This is a genomic window from Streptomyces sp. NPDC054883, assembly GCF_053610645.1.
The window spans coordinates 78,674-96,409 of sequence record NZ_JBSGYT010000023.1; the positions used below are offsets into that span (position 1 = coordinate 78,674).

Below are 17,736 nucleotides of genomic sequence, written 5' to 3' on the forward strand. Positions count from 1 at the left end.
GGGGTACGGGCCCTTCTCAGGTCCTGCGGACCGGTACTGCGGCCGCTCAGGCGGCGAGCAGCTTGCGCACCCGGTCCGCCCCCACCGCCAGCAGCAGCGTGGGCAGCCGCGGCCCGGTCTCCCGGGTCACCAGCAGCCGGTACAGCAGCGCGAAGAACGTGCGCTGCGCGACCTTGAGCTCCGGCGTCGGCTTGGCGTCGGGCTCCAGCCCGGCCATCACCTTCGGCACGCCGTAGACCAGCGTGGTCAGCCCGTCGAGCGACCAGTGCGAGTCCAGCCCCTCCAGGAGCAGCCGCAGCGACTCCCGGCCCTCGTCGTCCAGCGAGGCCAGCAGCTCGGTGTCCGGCTCCTCGCGCACCAGGGTGCGCTGGTCGGCCGGGACCTGGGTGGTGATCCAGTTCTCGGCGCGGTCCAGCCGCGGCCGGACCTCGTCCAGCGAGGCCAGCGGCCGCTCCGGCTCCAGGTCGGACAGGATGCGCAGCGTCTGCTCGTCGTGCCCGGCGGTGATGTCGGCCACCGAGGCGAGCGTGCGGTACGGCATGGGGCGCGGGGTGCGCGGCAGCTCGCCCGCGGCGGTCCGCACGGCGCGGGTGTGCGCGGCGGCGTCGGCGGGCAGTACGGAGCCGTCGGCGACCTTGGCCTCCAGCTTGTCCCACTCGTCGTACAGCCGCTGGATCTCCTGGTCGAAGGCGATCTTGAAGGACTGGTTCGGGCGGCGGCGCGCGTACAGCCAGCGCAGCAGCTGCGGCTCCATGATCTTGAGCGCGTCGGCCGGGGTCGGGACCCCGCCCTTGCTGGACGACATCTTGGCCATGCCGCTGATGCCGACGAACGCGTACATCGGTCCGATCGGCTGCTCGCCGCCGAAGATGTGCACGATCTGCCCGCCGACCTGGAACGACGAGCCGGGCGAGGAGTGGTCGACGCCGGAGGGCTCGAAGATGACGCCCTCGTAGGCCCAGCGCATGGGCCAGTCGACCTTCCAGACCAGCTTGCCGCGGTTGAACTCGCTGAGCGCGACCGTCTCGGTGAACCCGTCCTCGGAGCAGACGTAGGTCAGCTCCGTGGTCGCGTCGTCGTACGAGGTGACCTTGGTGAAGTCCTTGCCGCACTGGCCGCAGTACGGCTTGTACGGGAAGTACTCCGCGCCTTCGGCGCTGCCGTCGTCCTCGGCGGCGGCGCCCGAACCCTCGGCGGCCTCCAGCTCGGCCTCGTCCACCGGCTTCTGCTGCGGCTTCTTGCCCGGCTTCTGCTTCGTGCGGTACTGGTCGAGTACGGCGTCGATGTCCGCGCGGTGCTTCATCGCGAACAGCACCTGCTCGCGGTAGACGCCGGTGGTGTACTGCTCGGTCTGGCTGATCGGGTCGTACTCGACGCCCAGCTCGGCCAGCGACTCGACCATGGCCGCCTTGAAGTGCTCGGCCCAGCTGCCGTACGCGGACCCGGCCGGGGCCGGGACGGCGGTCAGCGGCTTGCCGATGTGCTGCGCCCAGCTCTCGTCCACGCCCTCGACGCCCGCCGGCACCTTGCGGTAGCGGTCGTAGTCGTCCCAGGACAGGACGTGCCGGACCTCGGTGCCCCGGCGGCGGATCTCGTCGGCGACCAGGTGCGGGGTCATGACCTCGCGCAGGTTGCCCAGGTGGATCGGGCCGGACGGGGAGAGTCCGGACGCGACGACGACAGGTTTGCCGGGTGCTCGGCGCTCCGCCTCGGCGATGACCTCGTCCGCGAAACGGGAGACCCAGTCGGTCTCGGTGCTGCTCTGAGCCACGACACGTCCTTCTATCTCGAATGCTGGCTTACGCCATTCTCCCAGACGGAACGGGCCGCTTCGGGGTTGCTTTTCTCCCGGGAAACCGCAGGGCCTCCCGTGGGATACTCGGGCTTTGTCGGAACAACCAAGTTCACCTCCAAGCGTGCCCCCGGGCGCGACCTCACAGGAACGGCAGCTCATGGCCTCGGTCCCTTCCCTCGCTTCGTCCGTCAACCAGCGCGTCGCGGACGCCCTCGCCTCCGCGCTGCCGGAGGCCGGTGCCGCGGACCCGCTGCTGCGACGTAGCGACCGGGCCGACTTCCAGGCCAACGGCATCCTGGCGCTCGCGAAGAAGGCCAAGGCCAACCCGCGCGAGCTGGCGGCGGGCGTGGTCGGCGCGATCCCCACCGGTGACCTCATCCAGGAGATCGAGGTCTCCGGACCCGGCTTCCTCAACATCACGATCACCGACCGGGCGATCATCGAGACCCTGGCCGCCCGCGCCGCCGACGACCGCCTCGGCGTGCCGTACGCCGCGAACGCCGGCACCACGGTGATCGACTACGCACAGCCCAACGTCGCCAAGGAGATGCACGTCGGCCACCTGCGCTCCGCCGTGATCGGCGCCGCGATGGTCGAGATCCTGGAGTTCACCGGCGAGAAGGTGGTCCGCCGCCACCACATCGGCGACTGGGGCACCCAGTTCGGCATGCTCATCCAGTACCTCCTGGAGCACCCGCACGAGCTGGACCACAAGGCCGACGGCGGCGAAGAGGTCTCCGGCGAGGAGGCCATGTCCAACCTGAACCGCCTCTACAAGGCCTCGCGCGCCCTCTTCGACTCCGACGAGGAGTTCAAGACGCGGGCCCGCGCCCGGGTCGTGGACCTCCAGGCCGGGGACCCGCAGACCCTCGCGCTGTGGCAGCGGTTCGTGGACGAGTCCAAGATCTACTTCTACTCCGTCTTCCACAAGCTGGACATGGACATCCAGGACCCGGACGTCGTCGGCGAGTCCGGCTACAACGACATGCTCGCCGAGACCTGCAAGCTGCTGGAGGACTCGGGCGTCGCCGTGCGCTCCAACGGCGCGCTGTGCGTCTTCTTCGACGAGTACAAGGGCCCGGACGGCAACCCGACGCCCCTCATCGTCCAGAAGTCGGACGGCGGCTTCGGCTACGCCGCGACCGACCTCTCCGCGATCCGCAACCGCGTGGGCGACCTCAAGGCCGACACCCTCATCTACGTGGTGGACGCCCGCCAGTCCCTGCACTTCAAGATGGTCTTCGAGACGGCCCGCCGGGCCGGCTGGCTGAACGACGGGGTCAAGGCCGTCCAGCTCGCCTTCGGCACCGTCCTGGGCAAGGACGGCAAGCCGTTCAAGACCCGTGAGGGCGAGACCGTCCGCCTGGTGGACCTGCTGGACGAGGCCGTCGAGCGGGCGACCGCCGTCGTGCGCGAGAAGAGCGAGAAGATCGGCCTGACCGAGGAGGAGATCGTCTCCAACGGCCAGTACGTCGGCATCGGCGCGGTCAAGTACGCGGACCTCTCCACCTCCGCCGGCCGCGACTACAAGTTCGACCTCGACCAGATGGTCTCGCTGACCGGTGACACGTCCGTGTACCTCCAGTACGCGTACGCCCGTAACCGCTCGATCCTGCGCAAGGCGGGCGAGGTCCGGCCCGTCGCGCACCCGGAGCTGTCCCTGGCCCCGGCCGAGCGGGCGCTGGGCCTGCACATCGACCAGTTCGGCGAGGTCGTCGCGGACGCGGCCGCCGAGTACGCCCCGCACAAGGTCGCGGCGTTCCTCTTCCAGCTCGCGACGCTCTACTCGACCTTCTTCGACCAGTGCCCGGTCCTCAAGGCCGACACCGCCGAGCAGATGGAGAACCGCCTCTTCCTCTGCGACCTGACCGCCCGCACCCTCTCCAAGGGCATGGCGCTCCTCGGCATCCGCACGCCCGAGCGCCTCTGACGGCCCTCAGGTCCGCTCAGAGCGTCTCCGAGACGGCGCCGGGCAGCCAGTCGGCCGTGCGGGAGAAGGCGAAGCCCAGCTCCCGCGCCCGGTCGTTGGCCATGGCGTAGTGCCGTTCGAAGGAGAACGGCGACGCGACCCGGCCCGCCGCGACGGTCCGGTACACGGGCCGCCGCCCGGTCTGCCCGGCGATCACGGCCACCAGGTCGCGTACGTCGAGCAGACCGTCGGAGCAGGCGTTCACCGGGCCGGTGAACCCGCTGTCCGTCGCCGCCCACAGCAGCACCTCGGCCAGCTCCCGGTAGTGGATGAAGACCGTGGGCAGCGCTCCGGCGTGCACGGCGATCTCCCGCCCCCGGGTGACGTGCTCGACGTAGTGCGCCAGCCGGCCGGTGAACTCCCGGGCGCCGCCGCCGAGTACGTGGGCGCTGCGCACGCAGGCGAAGTCGAACCGGCCCTCGCGGGTGAAGACCGCCTCCGCCTGGCGCTTGCCCTCGGCGTAGTGCGCCTCCCGGTGGGCCGCGTCGTGCCAGGGCAGGTCGGTGCGCACCGGCCAGCCGGCCGGGTCCACGACGTCCTCCGCGACCGGCGTACCGGGCGCGACGGCCGCGAGCGCCCCCGGCGCGGCGGTGGCCGGGTCGTACACCTCGATCGTGGAGGTCATCACGTACCGCCGGGTGCGCCCGGCGAAGGCGCGAACGGCGATCGCGGCCTGGACGGGGGTGTAGCAGACCTGGTCGACCACCACGTCGAAGGTGCGGGTGCCGAGCGCGGCGGTGAGGGCGGCCTCGTCGTCGCGGTCCACGACGAGGTGCTCCACGCCCGCCGGCGGCGGGGCGGAGCCGCGGTTGATCACCGTCACCCGGTGTCCGGCGGCGTGCAGCCGCTCGACGAGGAGTTTGCCGAAGTACCGGCTTCCGCCGATGACGCAGACCTCTTGCTTGTGAACCTGGGGCTTGTCGACCGTGTGCATGCCACCATCCTGAAGACGTACGGTCCCCGGCAGAAGTGCCCACTTGCTGCCCGCGTGTTAAGGAAAACTGTTGATCGATGTGCAGCGGCTCCGAGTCCTGCGGGCAGTGGCCGAACACGGCAGCTTCAACCGGGCCGCGGCAGCCCTGCGCCTCACCCCCTCGGCCGTCTCCCAGCAGATAGCCGCCCTGGAACGCGGCCTCGGCGCGCGGGTCGTGGCGCGCAGCACCCGCGGGACCGCCCTCACCCCCGCCGGGCGGATCATGGTCGGCGCGGCCGAGTCGGTCGCCGCCGAACTCGCCCACGCGACACGACAGGTCGACCGGCTCGGCACCGGCCGCACCCGGCTCACCCTCGCCACCTTCACCAGCGGCGGCCGGCTCCTGCTCCCCGACGCCCTCGCCGCGCTGACGGCCGCCCACCCCGACACGGTCGTCCACGTCCGGGAGGACGAGCCCGAGGACAGCCTGCCCCTGGTCCGCCGGGGCGCCGTGGACCTCGCGCTCGCCTACCGCTTCGACGGCCCGCTGCCCGCACGCACCGGCCGCAGCCCCGCCCCGGAGTGGATCCCCCTGATGGAGGACCCCCTCTACGTGGTCCTGCCCGAAGGACACCGCCTGGCCGGCAGCGCGGCGCTCGGCCTCGCCGAGCTGGCGGACGAACCCTGGGTGCTCGGCTGCCTCAAGACCGAGGCGTACCTGCGCCGTTACGCCGAACGCGCCGGCTTCGACCCCCAAGTGCGCGGGACCACCACCGACTACTTCTTCGCCCGCTCGCTCGTCGCCGCGGGCCTGGGCGTCTCGCTGATCCCGTCCATCGCCCTGGCCCCGCCGGTACCGGGCCTGCGCGCCGTCCCGGTCGAGGCGCCGGCCCCGACCCGGCACATCGGCGTCGCCACCCTCGGCCACCACCGCGACCAGCCGGAGCTCACCACCCTGATCCGCGCCCTGCGGGACCGGGCGGCGGCGCGGCCCGACCTCCTGCTGTGACGCGGAACACAGGGAACCTTCCGCAAGTCCGTCCCCTCTCCAGGGCGTTGGTTCTCGACACCACGCTCGACACCGAGGGGGAACACATGAACGACACCACCCGCCGCAGCCTGGGCACGGCGCTCGCGGCCCTGCTGGCCGTGGACGGACTCGTCCACCTGTACTGGGCCACGGGGCGCACCTGGCCCGCCCCGGATGCACACGAACTCTCCCTCGCCGTCCTCGGCACCGAGGTCTCCTTCGCCCCGCCCGTCGTCCTGCCCCTCGCCGCGCTCACCCTCACCGGCGCCGCCGCCGTCCTCGCCCACGCCCACCGCCGCGGCGGCCCCGCGACCCGCCTGGTGACCGGCGCCGTCGCCGCCGGACTCGCCGTACGGGGCCTCGCGGGCCTGGGCTGGGCCGCCCGGATCGTCGACAGCCCGCCCGGGCCCTTCTACGCACTCAACCTCGCGCTCTACACCCCCGCCTGCCTCGGCTTCGGCTGGGCCGCCGCCCGCCTGGCCCGCGCCCGGTGAGCCCGGACGAACGCGAACGCGGAGTCGCCCTCGCCCGGGCCGCCCGCGCCGGCAACACCCTCGCGATGCACGACCTCCTCGACCACCTCACCCCGTACGTCACCCGCGTCTGCACCCCGATCGCCCTCGCGGACGGCCCGGACGCCACCCAGGAGGCCCTCGTCGCCGTCTTCGGGGCGCTGCGCGCGCTGCGGGACCCCGAGGCCCTGTACGGCTGGGTACGGGCCATCGCGGTCCGCGAGGCGGTGCGCACCGCCCGCCGCGCGGCCCGGGCCCGGCCCGCCGAACTCGCCGACGTACCCGGGCGCGGCGACCCCCAGCTCGCCGCCGACATCGACGACGTGCTGGCCCGGCTGTCCCCCGACCACCGCGCGGTGCTGGTGCTGCGCGACGTCGAGGGGCTGGACGAGGAATCCGCCGCGGCCGTCCTCGGCGTGCCGCCCGGCACCGCCAAGTCCCGGCTGCACCGGGCCCGAACGAGCTTCCGGAAGGCGTGGTTCTCATGACGTACGCGATGGACGCGGTCGCCCGGCTGCGGGTGATGGCGGCCGGCATCCCGGGCGCCCGGATCGCCGAACGGGTGCTCGCCGCCGACCCGGAGACCGTCTGGGCGGTGATGGCCGACCTGGAGGGCGAGTTCGGCCGCTTCCAGCCCGACATGCGCGAGGTACGGGTGCTGCGGGTGAGCGGCGACCGGGTGGAGGCCCTGGCCCGCAGCAAGTACGGGCTGCGGGCCCACTTCCGGGGAGTGCTCCGCCCGGGCTGGTGCTGGCTCCAGAGCCGCTTCCTGATCATCGGCATGGCGGCGGCCCCGGAACCGGGCGGCGGCACCCGCGTGGCCCTGACCGGCGGCGTCCGGGTCCCGGGCCGCGCGGCGATCGTCCCGCTGGGCACCGCCGCCGAACTGGCCCGGGCGATGTCCCGCCTGGAGCACCGGGTCGGGGAGGTGCGCCTCTAAGGCACGTCCAGCTCGCACCACACCGTCTTGCCGGGGCTGCGCAGGCCGACACCCCACCGGTCGGCGACGGCCGCGACGAGCAGCAGTCCCCGGCCCCGCTCGGCGGCGGCGTCCCGGTCCGCGACGCGCGGCCGGCCGCCGCCGCTGTCGTGCATCTCGACCCGGACGACGCCGTCGAAGCGGAACAGCCGCAGGCGGTAGCCCCGGCCGGGGGGCACCCCGTGCAGCAGGGCATTGGTGGCCAGCTCGCTCACGCAGAGCAACACGTCGTCCAGCCGGGCCAGGGCGTCCCACGCGTCCAGGGTCTCGGCCGTGAAGTGCCTGGCCGCGGCGATGGTTTGACGACTGCGGGGGTAGAACCGGTCCCGCACGAGGGCGGGTTCATTCGTCACGTTCACCTGACGAGCGTCGCGGTGTGTGACTAGCTTCATGGAGGCGGCCGACCCGTACTCCTCACTGAGTACGGGTTGGCACGGCTATCACTCGTGCACAGGTGGGGAGTTCACTTTCATGCCACCAAGGAAGAGGGTCCGGCCGAACTCGACGACCATGAAGATGGTCGGTGAGCTCGTCGCCGTCGCCCGCGTAGCAAAAGGACTGACCCAGCGCGCCCTCGCCGAACTCGTCGTCATGGACGTCGAGACGCTGGCCTCCATCGAGCAGGGCAGGCGGGTCCTGATGCCGGACGTCGCCGAGCGGATGGACCGGATCCTCGGCCTGCCCGGCCTGCTGACGGTCGCCGCGAACCGGCTGCCGGAGGTCGACACCATCCCGGCCTGGGCCGAGGAGTACATGGAGCGCGAGCGGGAGGCCCTGGCGCTGTCCTGGTACGACACGATGACCGTGCCGGGGCTGCTCCAGACCGAGGCGTACGCCCGCGCGGTGCTCGGCTGCCGCGTCCCGTACGCGGGCGAGGACTGGATCGAGCTCCAGACCGCCCTACGGATCAAGCGCCAGGAGATACTGCGCCGCCCCACCCCGCCCACCCTCAGCTTCGTCATCTGGGAGGCGGCCCTGCGCGACCGGATCGGCGGCGACGAGGTCTACCGGGAGCAGCTCCGCCACTTGCGCGCGTGCGCGGACCGGCCGGGCATCGCCCTCCAGGTGCTGCCGCTCGGCATCACCGCCCACGCGGGTCTCGCAGGCCCGTTCATCCTGCTGGAGACCCCCGAGCACCAGCACCTCGCGTACTCCGAAACCCAGCGCGGCAGCATGCTCGTCAGGGACCCGAACGAGGTCAGCATCCTCACTCAGAAGTATGCGATGCTGCGGTCACAGGCCCTCAACTTCGATGAGACGAAGGCCCTGTTGGACCGGCTGCTAGGAGAGCGATGAGCACCGAACTCGTGTGGTTCAAGTCCAGCTACAGCAGCGACGAAGGCGGCCAGTGCCTCGAAGTGGCCTTCGCCTGGCGCAAGTCGAGCTACAGCAGCGACGAGGGCGGTGCGTGCGTCGAGATGGCCACCTGCCCCGCCGACCAGGTACACGTGCGGGACTCGAAGGTCCCGCACGGTCCCGTCCTCACCCTTTCACCCGCTACCTGGACCCGCCTCGCTCACTGGGTCAGCGGGTAGGAGTGCCGGCCCGACTCCGCGTCGATCTCGGTGTGGGCCTTGTCCAGTAGCTGCGACGCGAGATCCATGAGCGCCCGCGCGCCCGCGATCTCCTCACCGACCCGGAGCTGGTCCGTGTCGGACGGATGGCGCATGGCGTAGCCGTGCGCCCGCAGTTCGGAACCGTCCATGAGCCTGAGCAGGGCTGCCGCGCTGGTGCGGTGGCCCTCCTCGGTGAATTCCAGTTCCACATGCCACCCGGCGAGCGTGGCCATGAGGCATCACCTCCAGAGGTCGACCTCTTCCCTCCAGGGTGCGCCCGGCCACCGGCCTACGGCCAGTCGACCATGCCGTAGAAGAGCACCCAGGTCAGGACGACGGCCGCGGGCGCGAGCGCGGCGAGCAGCACGCGCTTCGCGGCGTGCCGGCGCTGCCAGGGCAGCGCCCAGGCGGTCAGCAGTAGGACGAGCGCCACGGCCAGCCCGGCCTGGAACACGGTGAAGGCGGCGGCGAAGCTGTCGTCGAAGGCGTGGGCCTCGTCGCCGTTGCAGGAGTCACAGGCCATCGGGCTGATCCCGGCGAAGAACAGCGCCACCAGCCCGAGCGGCAGCGTGATCAGGGTCGCCACGAGCGGCGCGACGAAGGCGCGGCGGTCGGGGGCGGTGGGGGTAGCGGTGGCGTTCTGGGTCATGCCCCCATCCAGCCACCGCCGGGCGGCCCGCGCATGAGTGCCGGTACTCATGCGGCGGGTCGGGCTACCCAGGCGGGGGTGCCGGGGGGTGTCCCCTCAGCCCTCCCGCCCCAGCCGCCGGGCGACCTCCGTCGCCCAGTACGTGAGGATCGTGTCCGCGCCCGCCCGCTTGATGCCGAGCAGCGTCTCCATGACGGCGCGGTCGCGGTCGATCCAGCCCTTCTCGGCTGCCGCCTCGACCATCGCGTACTCGCCGCTGATCTGGTACGCGGCCACCGGCACGTCCACCGCCTGCGCGACCCGGTAGAGGATGTCCAGGTAGGGGCCCGCGGGCTTGACCATGACCATGTCGGCGCCCTCCTCCAGGTCCAGCGCCAGCTCCCGCAGGGACTCGCGGGCGTTCGCCGGGTCCTGCTGGTAGGTCTTGCGGTCGCCCTGGAGGGAGGAGGCGACGGCCTCGCGGAAGGGACCGTAGAACGCCGACGAGTACTTCGCCGTGTACGCCAGGATCGACACGTCCTCGTGACCGGTCTCGTCCAGCGCGTCGCGGATCACCCCGACCTGGCCGTCCATCATCCCGCTGGGCCCGACCACGTGCACTCCCGCGTCGGCCTGGACCTGCGCCATCTCGGCGTACCGCTCCAGCGTCGCGTCGTTGTCGACCCGGCCGTGCTCGTCGAGCACCCCGCAGTGGCCGTGGTCGGTGTACTCGTCCAGGCAGAGGTCGGACATGATCACCAGATCGTCCCCCACCTCGGCCTTCACATCGCGGATCGCGACCTGGAGGATGCCGTCCGGCTCCGTGCCCGCCGTGCCCAGCGCGTCCTTGTTCTCGTCCGCCGGGACACCGAACAGCATGATCCCCGAGACGCCGGCCGAGACGGCCTCCACGGCCGCCTTCCGCAGGGTGTCGCGGGTGTGCTGGACCACGCCCGGCATCGCCGAGATGGGCAGGGGCTCGGTGATGCCCTCGCGCACGAAGGCGGGGAGGATCAGGTCCGAGGGGTGCAGGCGGGTCTCCGCGACCATCCGCCGCATCGCCGGGGTGGTGCGCAGCCGGCGGGGGCGCGAGCCGGGGAAGGATCCGTACGTGCTCATCTTCTAGTCGCCTCTTCGAGCATCGAGAACAGTCGGGAACCAGCGTAGGCCGTGCCCGCCCGCGCCCCCGCGCCGCACCACGCCCCGGGTACGCCGCGGGGCCCGGACGCATCGCGTCCGGGCCCCGGCGGGTCCTGCGACCGCCCTCAGGTGGTACGGCGGCGGCGCGCGCCCGGGCGGCGCTCGCTCGGCCGGTACACCGACTCGCCGGCCTCCTTGGCCGCCTCGCGGCGCGCGGCCCCGTACTCGGCCAGCGCCTCCGCCAGCTTCGACACCGACGGCTCCGGCGACAGCACGTCGACCCGCAGGCCGTGCTCCTCCGCCGTCTTGGCCGTCGCCGGGCCGATGCAGGCGATCACCGTCACGTTGTGCGGCTTGCCGGCGATCCCGACGAGGTTGCGCACCGTCGAGGACGACGTGAAGAGCACGGCGTCGAAGCCGCCGCCCTTGATCGCCTCACGGGTGTCCGCCGGCGGCGGCGACGCGCGCACCGTCCGGTAGGCGGTGACGTCGTCGACCTCCCACCCGAGCTCTATCAGGCCCGCGACCAGCGTCTCGGTCGCAATGTCGGCGCGCGGCAGGAAGACGCGGTCGATCGGGTCGAAGACCGGGTCGTACGGCGGCCAGTCGTCCAGCAGTCCGGCGGCCGACTGCTCGCCGCTCGGCACCAGGTCAGGCTTGACGCCGAACTCGACCAGCGCGGCGGCCGTCTGCTCGCCCACCGCGGCGACCTTGATGCCGGCGAAGGCGCGCGCGTCGAGCCCGTACTCCTCGAACTTCTCCCGCACCGCCTTCACCGCGTTGACGGAGGTGAACGCGATCCACTCGTAGCGTCCGGTCACCAGGCCCTTGACGGCCCGCTCCATCTGCTGCGGGGTGCGCGGCGGCTCCACGGCGATGGTCGGCACCTCGTGCGGCACCGCGCCGTACGAACGCAGCTGGTCGGAGAGCGAGGCGGCCTGCTCCTTGGTGCGCGGCACGAGCACCCGCCAGCCGAACAGCGGCTTCGACTCGAACCAGGCCAGGTCCTCGCGGCGCGCGGTGGCGCCGTGCTCACCGACCACGGCTATGACGGGCCGCGCGCCCTCGGGCGAGGGGAGCACCTTGCCCTGCTTGAAGACCTGCGCGATCGAACCCAGCGTCGCGCTCCAGGTCCGCTGCCGGGTCGTCGTACCGGCCACGGTCACCGTCAGCGGGGTGTCGGGCTTGCGCCCGGCGCCCACCAGCTCGGCGGCGGCCGCCGACACCGTCTCCAGCGTCGCGGAGACGACGAGGACGCCGTCGCTGGCGCCGACCTCGCTCCAGCAGCGCGCCGAGGCGGTCCGGGCGTCCAGGAAGCGCACGTCGGCGCCGCCCCGGCCGCGCAGCGGCACACCGGCGTACGCGGGCACGCCGACGGCGGTCGCGACACCGGGCACCACCTCGAAGGGGATCCCCTCGGTGGCGCAGACGAGCATCTCCTCGGCCGCGTTGCCGTCGAGCCCGGGGTCGCCGGTGACGGCACGCACGACCCGCCTGCCGGACCGCGCGGCCTCCATGACAAGATTGGTCGCGTCGCGGATCACCGGCACCCCGGCGGCTGCTGACACTTCGTCAGCGATCGTCAGCTGCGGCGTGTCGACACCCGCGCGCGCGTGGGTACGGACGACCTCCAGCACCTCGGGCTCCGCGATCAGCACGTCCGCCGAGGCGAGCGCCTCCACGGCGCGCAGCGTCAGCAGACCCGGGTCACCGGGGCCGGCGCCCAGGAAGGTGACGTGCCCGTGGGCGGCGACCGCCGCAAAAGCGGAGGGAGTGGGACTTGAGGGGTTCAAAGCGATCGCTCCCCCATCAGACCGGCCGCGCCCTTGGCCAGCATCTCGTCCGCGAGTTCGCGGCCGAGCGCCATGGCCTCGTCGTAAGACTGGGGCACGGGACCGGTGGTGGACAGCTGCACCAGCGTCGAGCCGTCGAGGGTTCCGACGACTGCGCGAAGGCGCATCTCATTGACAGTCTGCCCGTCGGCCGGCAGGTCGGCGAGCGCGCCCACGGGGGCACTGCATCCGGCCTCCAGGGCGGCGAGGAGGGACCGCTCGGCGGTCACGGCGGCCCGGGTGAACGGGTCGTCGAGTTCGGCGAGGGCGGCGATCAGGGCCGTGTCCGACGCGAGGCACTCCACGGCCAGGGCTCCCTGGCCGGGTGCGGGCAGCACGTTGTCCACGGACAGCAGGTCGGTGGCCTCGTCACCGCGGCCGATCCGGTTCAGGCCGGCGGCGGCCAGGACGACGGCGTCGAGCTCACCGGCGCGCACGTACCCGATCCGGGTGTCGACGTTCCCGCGGATCGGCACGGTCTCGATGACCTTGCCCAGGCTCTTGGCGTACGCGTGCAGCTGCGCCGTGCGGCGCGGCGAACCGGTGCCGATCCGGGCTCCGTCGGGCAGCTGCTCGAAGGTCAGGCCGTCACGGGCGACGAGCGCGTCCCGCGCGTCCTCCCGCTTCGGCATGGCCGCGATCACCAGTTCCCCGGGCTGCGTGGTCGGCAGGTCCTTCAGCGAGTGGACGGCGAAGTCCACCTCGCCCCGGGCCAGCGCGTCGCGCAGGGCGGTGACGAATACGCCGGTGCCCCCGATCTGCGCGAGGTGCTCCCGGGACACGTCACCGTAGGTCGTGATCTCCACGAGCTCGACGGGCCGGCCGGTGACCGCCCGTACCGCCTCGGCGACGTGCCCGGACTGGGACATGGCCAGCTTGCTGCGTCGCGTGCCAAGCCGGAGGGGCTGGTCGGGACGTGTGTTCATGATGCCCGTCCTGGGTCGTCGTTCTTCGGATCGGCCGCGTCCGCCCGGCTGACGGAGGCCACCGTCTGAGGGTCGAGGTCGAAGAGTTCACGCAGCGCCTCCGCGTACCCGGCGCCGCCGGGCTCGCTCGCGAGCTGCTTGACGCGCACGGTCGGCGCGTGGAGGAGCTTGTCTACGACGCGCCGCACGGTCTGCGTCACTTCGGCCCGCTGGCGCTCGTCCAGATCCGGCAGGCGGCCGTCGAGCCGCGCCACCTCCATGGCCACCACCTCGGCGGCCATGGCGCGCAGCGCGACGACGGTGGGCGTGATGTGCGCGGCCCGCTGCGCCGCGCCGAAGGCCGCCACTTCTTCGGCGACGATCGCGCGCACCGCGTCGACGTCGGCCGCCATCGGGGCGTCCGCCGAGGCCTCGGCGAGCGACTCGATGTCGACCAGCCGCACGCCGGGGATCCGGTGGACGGCCGCGTCGATGTCGCGCGGCATGGCCAGGTCGAGCAGCGCGAGCCGGACCGGCCGGACGTCGACCTGGCTCCGGGCGCCCTTGCGGGGCTGCCGGTGCGCGGCGGCCTCGCCCTGGTCGGCCCAGGTGCCGTGCAGCTCCAGGGAGCTGGCGTCGACCCCGGTCAGGGCGGACCGCCCGTCGGGACCCACGGGGCACCCGTCGGGCTCGGCCGGAGCACTGGTGATGACCCGTACCGCCCCGGCGTCGGCGAGCCGCCGGCCGCCTTCGGCGGCGGCGACGAGCCGGGCGAGTACGTCCCGGTCCAGCCCGGCCACGTCCGCCACGTCCAGCCCCGCGCGGGGGTACCCCCGCGCGGGGTCCGGGCGGGTTCGTGGTGCGGCGGCCGGGGCAGCGCCCCGCTCATCCAGCCCCGTCGGCGTTTGAGGCGCGGGGTCCGGGGCGGCGCCCCGGGAAGCGGCGGCGAGCACGTCGTCGGCGGTCAGCACCAGCCCCGTCGCGCCCGTGCAGGACACGACGACGTCGGCCCGCGCCAACTCGCCCGGCACAGAGGCCATCGTCACGGCCCGCGCCCGCACCCCGGTGCCCGAGGCAACCAGAATCCCGGCCAAACGCTCGGCCCGCTCCACGGTCCGGTTCGCCACGACGATCTCGGCGACGCCGACCCGCGCCAGCGTGGCCGCCGCCAGCGACGACATCGACCCGGCGCCGATCACCAGCGCCCGCTTGCCCGCCGCCCACGCCGAGACCTCGGCGCCCATGGACAGCTGCTCCAGCCCGAACGTCACCAGCGACTGCCCGGCCCGGTCGATCCCGGTCTCCGAGTGCGCCCGCTTGCCGACCCGCAGCGCCTGCTGGAACAGGTCGTTGATCAGCCGGCCCGCCGTGTGCTGCTCCTGCCCCAGCGCCAGCGCGTCCTTGATCTGCCCGAGGATCTGCCCCTCGCCGACCACCATCGAGTCCAGCCCGCACGCCACCGAGAACAGGTGGTGCACCGCCCGGTCCTCGTAGTGCACGTAGAGGTACGGAGTGAGCTCCTCCAGGGCCACCCCGCTGTGCTGCGCCAGCAACGTCGACAGTTCGGCCACACCGGCGTGGAACTTGTCCACGTCCGCGTACAGCTCGATCCGGTTGCAGGTGGCGAGCACCGTCGCCTCCGTCGCCGGCTCGGCGGCGAGGGTGTCGTGCAGCAGCTTGACCTTGGCGTCGGCGGACAGCGAGGCCCGCTCCAGCACGCTCACCGGCGCGCTGCGGTGACTCAGCCCTACGACCAGCAGACTCATGCCGGCATCACCGCCGGAACGTCACCCTCGGGGCCGCCCTTGCGGACGGCGGAGGCGGCCACCGGGTTCGCGGCAGCGCCCGGAGCAGCCGCGGCGGCGGCCGCGGCGCCCGAAGCGACCGCGCCCGTACCGGAGTCGCCGGCGGAGCCCGCGGCGGCCGCCGCTTCCTCGCCGGCCTTGCGCTGCTCGTGGAACGCCAGGATCTGGAGCTCGATCGACAGGTCCACCTTGCGCACGTCCACGCCGTCCGGCACGGACAGCACGGTCGGCGCGAAGTTCAGGATGGAGGTGACGCCCGCCGCGATGAGCCGCTCGCTCACCTGCTGCGCCGCGCCCGCCGGGGTGGCGATGACCCCGATGGAGACCCCGTTCTCCTCGATGATCTTCTCCAGCTCATCGGTGTGCTGCACGGGCATGCCGGCCACCGGCTTCCCCGCCATCGCCGGGTCGGCGTCGATCAGCGCCGCGACCCGGAACCCGCGCGAGGCGAAACCGCCGTAGTTGGCCAGGGCCGCGCCGAGGTTGCCGATGCCGACGATGACGACCGGCCAGTCCTGGGTCAGCCCGAGCTCGCGGGAGATCTGGTAGACGAGGTACTCGACGTCGTAGCCGACCCCGCGCGTGCCGTACGAGCCGAGGTAGGAGAAGTCCTTGCGGAGCTTGGCGGAGTTCACTCCGGCGGCGGCCGCGAGCTCTTCGGAGGACACCGTGGGCACCGATCGCTCGGAGAGCGCGGTGAGGGCACGCAAGTACAGCGGAAGCCGGGCGACAGTGGCCTCGGGAATACCTCGGCTGCGGGTCGCCGGTCGGTGAGTTCGGCCAGTTGCCACGATGCTCCTGCGGGATGAGCGGGGCTGCAGGCGGTCACTTGTCCCAAGACCGCCCCGTCGGAAGCAGGCTATGTCTTTGTGAACGCGTGCACAAAGATTGTGTCCGCTTTGTCCGACCAAAGTGACCGGGGTCACGCGGTCCGGGCGCCGACGGGCGGAACCGGGAACGGGCCGAACCCGTTCAAATCCAGAGGGGGGCAAAAACGTACACACTCCTCATCGATACGCCCCCGAGCCCCCATAAATCGCCCATGATGATAACCGGCCGGACGGTCAGCCCTCCAACGCCCGGCGCAGTCGCTCAGGGTTCACCCGCCAGAAGGTGTGCTGTTCACCATCCACCAGCACCACGGGGATCTGCTCCCAGTGCAGCCGGTGCAGTTCCGCGTCCTGCGAGATGTCCTTCTTCTCCCACCGCGCGCCGGTCTCGGCGCAGACCTTCTCGATCACCTCCTGCGCGTCGTCACACAGGTGGCATCCCGGCTTGCCGATGAGCGTGACCAGCCGCTCCTCGGGACGCTTCTTCTCCTTGCGGCGCAACAGAGGACTCATGTCCTCATTGTCCCGCGCCGGGCGGGAGCCGCCGACGGGCGGGGAGGCGGCCGTTCCGAAGAGTTCACGCCCGCGTTCCTCCTCGGTTCGGGAACTCCCGAACACAGTGGCTATGCTCGCGTCATGGCCGCTCTTGGATGGCTCACCCCCCGTAGGCGCTCCGCCACCGCGCGGAGCGTGCTGGCAGGCGAGGCCTCGGCCGAGGCCGCGCGCAAGAGCGCGCAGGACGAGGCGCCACCGTTCACCGGAGCGCCGCAGGCGGCCCCGCAGAAGTCCCCCGAGAAGCCGGCCGAGAAGCCCGCCGAGGCCGAGTTCCCGGTGCGGGGCGACGACCTCGCCGCCGCCTTCTTCGACCTCGACAACACCGTCATGCAGGGCGCCGCGATCTTCCACTTCGGCCGCGGCCTCTACAAGCGCGAGTTCTTCCGCCGCCGCGAACTCGCCCGCTTCGCCTGGCAGCAGGCCTGGTTCCGGCTCGCCGGGGTCGAGGACCCCGAGCACATGCAGGACGCCCGCGACAGCGCGCTGTCCATCGTCAAGGGCCACAAGGTCTGCGAACTCATGGCGATCGGCGAGGAGATCTACGACGAGTACATGGCCGAGCGGATCTGGCCGGGCACCCGCGCCCTGGCCCAGGCCCACCTCGACGCCGGCCAGAAGGTCTGGCTGGTGACCGCCGCCCCCGTCGAGACCGCCACGATCATCGCCCGCCGCCTCGGCCTGACCGGCGCCCTGGGCACCGTCGCCGAGTCCGTCGACGGCGTCTACACCGGCCGCCTGGTCGGCGAGCCGCTGCACGGCCCCGCCAAGGCGGAGGCGGTGCGCGCCCTGGCCGCCGCCGAGGGACTCGATCTCGAACGCTGCGCCGCCTACAGCGATTCGCACAACGACATTCCGATGCTGTCGCTGGTCGGACACCCGTACGCGATCAATCCCGATACAAAACTGCGCAAGCATGCCCGGGCCAACGACTGGCGCCTGCGCGACTACCGGACAGGCCGCAAGGCCGTGAAGGTCGGCGTCCCGGCAGCCGCGGGCGTCGGCGCGATCGCGGGCGGCACCGCCGCCGCCATCGCCCTGCACCGCCGCCGCAAGTAGCCCCGGCGCGCCCGCGGCGGTCCCGCGCGCGCAACCCCGCACCTTTACCCGCGCCGTCGGCGCGGCACTCCGGCATGCCCGACTCGGTCGCGCAGCACAGTGGAAGCGCCCATTCCGCGTACCCAACCGATCAAGAACCGATCACCAACTGCGACTGAATATGCCCTGGGTACGCAACAGAAGTGTCGGAACCGGTGATTTGAGCAACTGGGTGTAGCGCTGCCTGTACGA

General features: G+C 72.5%; 19 protein-coding genes. 8 read left to right on the plus strand and 11 right to left on the minus strand.

Annotated features, from left to right (window positions below):
• Positions 1 to 46 precede the first annotated feature (46 nt).
• A complete protein-coding gene (gene lysS, locus ACWGH1_RS18795; RefSeq protein ID WP_453354983.1) occupies positions 47 to 1,771 on the minus strand; it encodes a lysine--tRNA ligase in 1,725 nt (574 codons plus the stop codon).
• Between the two features lie 181 nt (positions 1,772 to 1,952).
• Here lysS and argS point away from each other — a divergent pair, with 181 nt between their 5' ends.
• Positions 1,953 to 3,725, plus strand: coding sequence for an arginine--tRNA ligase (argS, locus tag ACWGH1_RS18800; RefSeq protein ID WP_453354982.1), 1,773 nt, complete (start codon positions 1,953 to 1,955; stop codon positions 3,723 to 3,725).
• 16 nt (positions 3,726 to 3,741) lie between these two features.
• On the opposite strand, the gene ACWGH1_RS18805 is transcribed toward argS, so the two are convergent.
• The gene (locus ACWGH1_RS18805) at positions 3,742 to 4,698 is read right to left on the minus strand and encodes an NAD-dependent epimerase/dehydratase family protein (RefSeq protein ID WP_453354981.1); all 957 of its coding nucleotides are present in this window, start codon (positions 4,696 to 4,698) and stop codon (positions 3,742 to 3,744) included.
• 70 nt (positions 4,699 to 4,768) lie between these two features.
• Between ACWGH1_RS18805 and ACWGH1_RS18810 the strand changes: the two genes are divergently transcribed.
• The 4 genes from ACWGH1_RS18810 (at position 4,769) to ACWGH1_RS18825 (ending at position 7,159) form a co-directional block, all read left to right on the plus strand.
• Positions 4,769 to 5,686, plus strand: a complete 918-nt coding sequence (locus tag ACWGH1_RS18810; RefSeq protein WP_453354980.1) for a LysR family transcriptional regulator — start codon at positions 4,769 to 4,771, stop codon at positions 5,684 to 5,686.
• Positions 5,687 to 5,772: 86 nt separating this feature from the next.
• Positions 5,773 to 6,201, plus strand: coding sequence for a DUF3995 domain-containing protein (locus tag ACWGH1_RS18815; RefSeq protein WP_453354979.1), 429 nt, complete (start codon positions 5,773 to 5,775; stop codon positions 6,199 to 6,201).
• The gene (locus ACWGH1_RS18820) at positions 6,198 to 6,707 is read left to right on the plus strand and encodes an RNA polymerase sigma factor (protein ID WP_453354978.1); all 510 of its coding nucleotides are present in this window, start codon (positions 6,198 to 6,200) and stop codon (positions 6,705 to 6,707) included. Before ACWGH1_RS18815 ends, ACWGH1_RS18820 begins: the two co-directional genes overlap by 4 nt.
• Complete coding sequence (locus ACWGH1_RS18825) at positions 6,704 to 7,159, plus strand: SRPBCC family protein (RefSeq protein WP_453354977.1); 456 nt, start codon at positions 6,704 to 6,706, stop codon at positions 7,157 to 7,159. The genes ACWGH1_RS18820 and ACWGH1_RS18825 overlap by 4 nt, the downstream gene beginning before the upstream one ends.
• Here the strand turns inward: ACWGH1_RS18825 and ACWGH1_RS18830 are convergent.
• A complete protein-coding gene (locus ACWGH1_RS18830; protein ID WP_453408834.1) occupies positions 7,156 to 7,557 on the minus strand; it encodes an ATP-binding protein in 402 nt (133 codons plus the stop codon). The genes ACWGH1_RS18825 and ACWGH1_RS18830 overlap by 4 nt on opposite strands.
• Before the next feature lie 112 nt (positions 7,558 to 7,669).
• Here ACWGH1_RS18830 and ACWGH1_RS18835 point away from each other — a divergent pair, with 112 nt between their 5' ends.
• Both ACWGH1_RS18835 and ACWGH1_RS18840 read left to right on the plus strand, forming a co-directional pair.
• Positions 7,670 to 8,494: a helix-turn-helix domain-containing protein gene (locus tag ACWGH1_RS18835; protein ID WP_453408835.1), complete on the plus strand. Its 825-nt coding sequence runs from the start codon at positions 7,670 to 7,672 to the stop codon at positions 8,492 to 8,494.
• Complete coding sequence (locus ACWGH1_RS18840) at positions 8,491 to 8,733, plus strand: DUF397 domain-containing protein (protein ID WP_453356932.1); 243 nt, start codon at positions 8,491 to 8,493, stop codon at positions 8,731 to 8,733. The genes ACWGH1_RS18835 and ACWGH1_RS18840 overlap by 4 nt, the downstream gene beginning before the upstream one ends.
• On the opposite strand, the gene ACWGH1_RS18845 is transcribed toward ACWGH1_RS18840, so the two are convergent.
• The 8 genes from ACWGH1_RS18845 to ACWGH1_RS18880 all read right to left on the minus strand — a co-directional run bounded on the left by ACWGH1_RS18845 (position 8,715) and on the right by ACWGH1_RS18880 (position 16,407).
• Entirely contained in the window at positions 8,715 to 8,987 is a 273-nt protein-coding gene (locus ACWGH1_RS18845) for a DUF1876 domain-containing protein (RefSeq protein ID WP_389665602.1), read from the minus strand. The two genes, ACWGH1_RS18840 and ACWGH1_RS18845, sit on opposite strands and share 19 nt — an antisense overlap.
• A 56-nt stretch (positions 8,988 to 9,043) precedes the next feature.
• On the minus strand, positions 9,044 to 9,403 hold the full coding sequence (locus ACWGH1_RS18850; protein ID WP_453356931.1) for a hypothetical protein: 360 nt from the start codon (positions 9,401 to 9,403) through the stop codon (positions 9,044 to 9,046).
• A 96-nt stretch (positions 9,404 to 9,499) separates the two neighbouring features.
• The gene (gene hemB / locus ACWGH1_RS18855; RefSeq protein WP_453356930.1) at positions 9,500 to 10,501 is read right to left on the minus strand and encodes a porphobilinogen synthase; all 1,002 of its coding nucleotides are present in this window, start codon (positions 10,499 to 10,501) and stop codon (positions 9,500 to 9,502) included.
• Positions 10,502 to 10,647: 146 nt separating this feature from the next.
• Positions 10,648 to 12,315, minus strand: a complete 1,668-nt coding sequence (locus ACWGH1_RS18860) for a uroporphyrinogen-III synthase (protein ID WP_453356845.1) — start codon at positions 12,313 to 12,315, stop codon at positions 10,648 to 10,650.
• Positions 12,312 to 13,280 (minus strand): hydroxymethylbilane synthase, encoded by a 969-nt coding sequence (hemC, locus tag ACWGH1_RS18865; RefSeq protein ID WP_453356846.1) that lies wholly within the window; start codon positions 13,278 to 13,280, stop codon positions 12,312 to 12,314. The genes ACWGH1_RS18860 and hemC overlap by 4 nt, the downstream gene beginning before the upstream one ends.
• The gene (locus ACWGH1_RS18870) at positions 13,277 to 15,025 is read right to left on the minus strand and encodes a glutamyl-tRNA reductase (protein ID WP_453408836.1); all 1,749 of its coding nucleotides are present in this window, start codon (positions 15,023 to 15,025) and stop codon (positions 13,277 to 13,279) included. Before ACWGH1_RS18870 ends, hemC begins: the two co-directional genes overlap by 4 nt.
• Positions 15,022 to 15,855, minus strand: coding sequence for a redox-sensing transcriptional repressor Rex (locus ACWGH1_RS18875; RefSeq protein WP_453408837.1), 834 nt, complete (start codon positions 15,853 to 15,855; stop codon positions 15,022 to 15,024). Before ACWGH1_RS18875 ends, ACWGH1_RS18870 begins: the two co-directional genes overlap by 4 nt.
• A 273-nt stretch (positions 15,856 to 16,128) precedes the next feature.
• A complete protein-coding gene (locus ACWGH1_RS18880; RefSeq protein WP_453356037.1) occupies positions 16,129 to 16,407 on the minus strand; it encodes a glutaredoxin family protein in 279 nt (92 codons plus the stop codon).
• A gap of 123 nt (positions 16,408 to 16,530) precedes the next feature.
• On the opposite strand from ACWGH1_RS18880, the gene ACWGH1_RS18885 reads away from it, so the two are divergent.
• Positions 16,531 to 17,505 carry an HAD family hydrolase gene (locus tag ACWGH1_RS18885; protein ID WP_453356038.1) on the plus strand — a complete coding sequence of 325 codons (975 nt, stop codon included), beginning with the start codon at positions 16,531 to 16,533 and terminating at the stop codon, positions 17,503 to 17,505.
• Positions 17,506 to 17,736 lie beyond the last annotated feature (231 nt).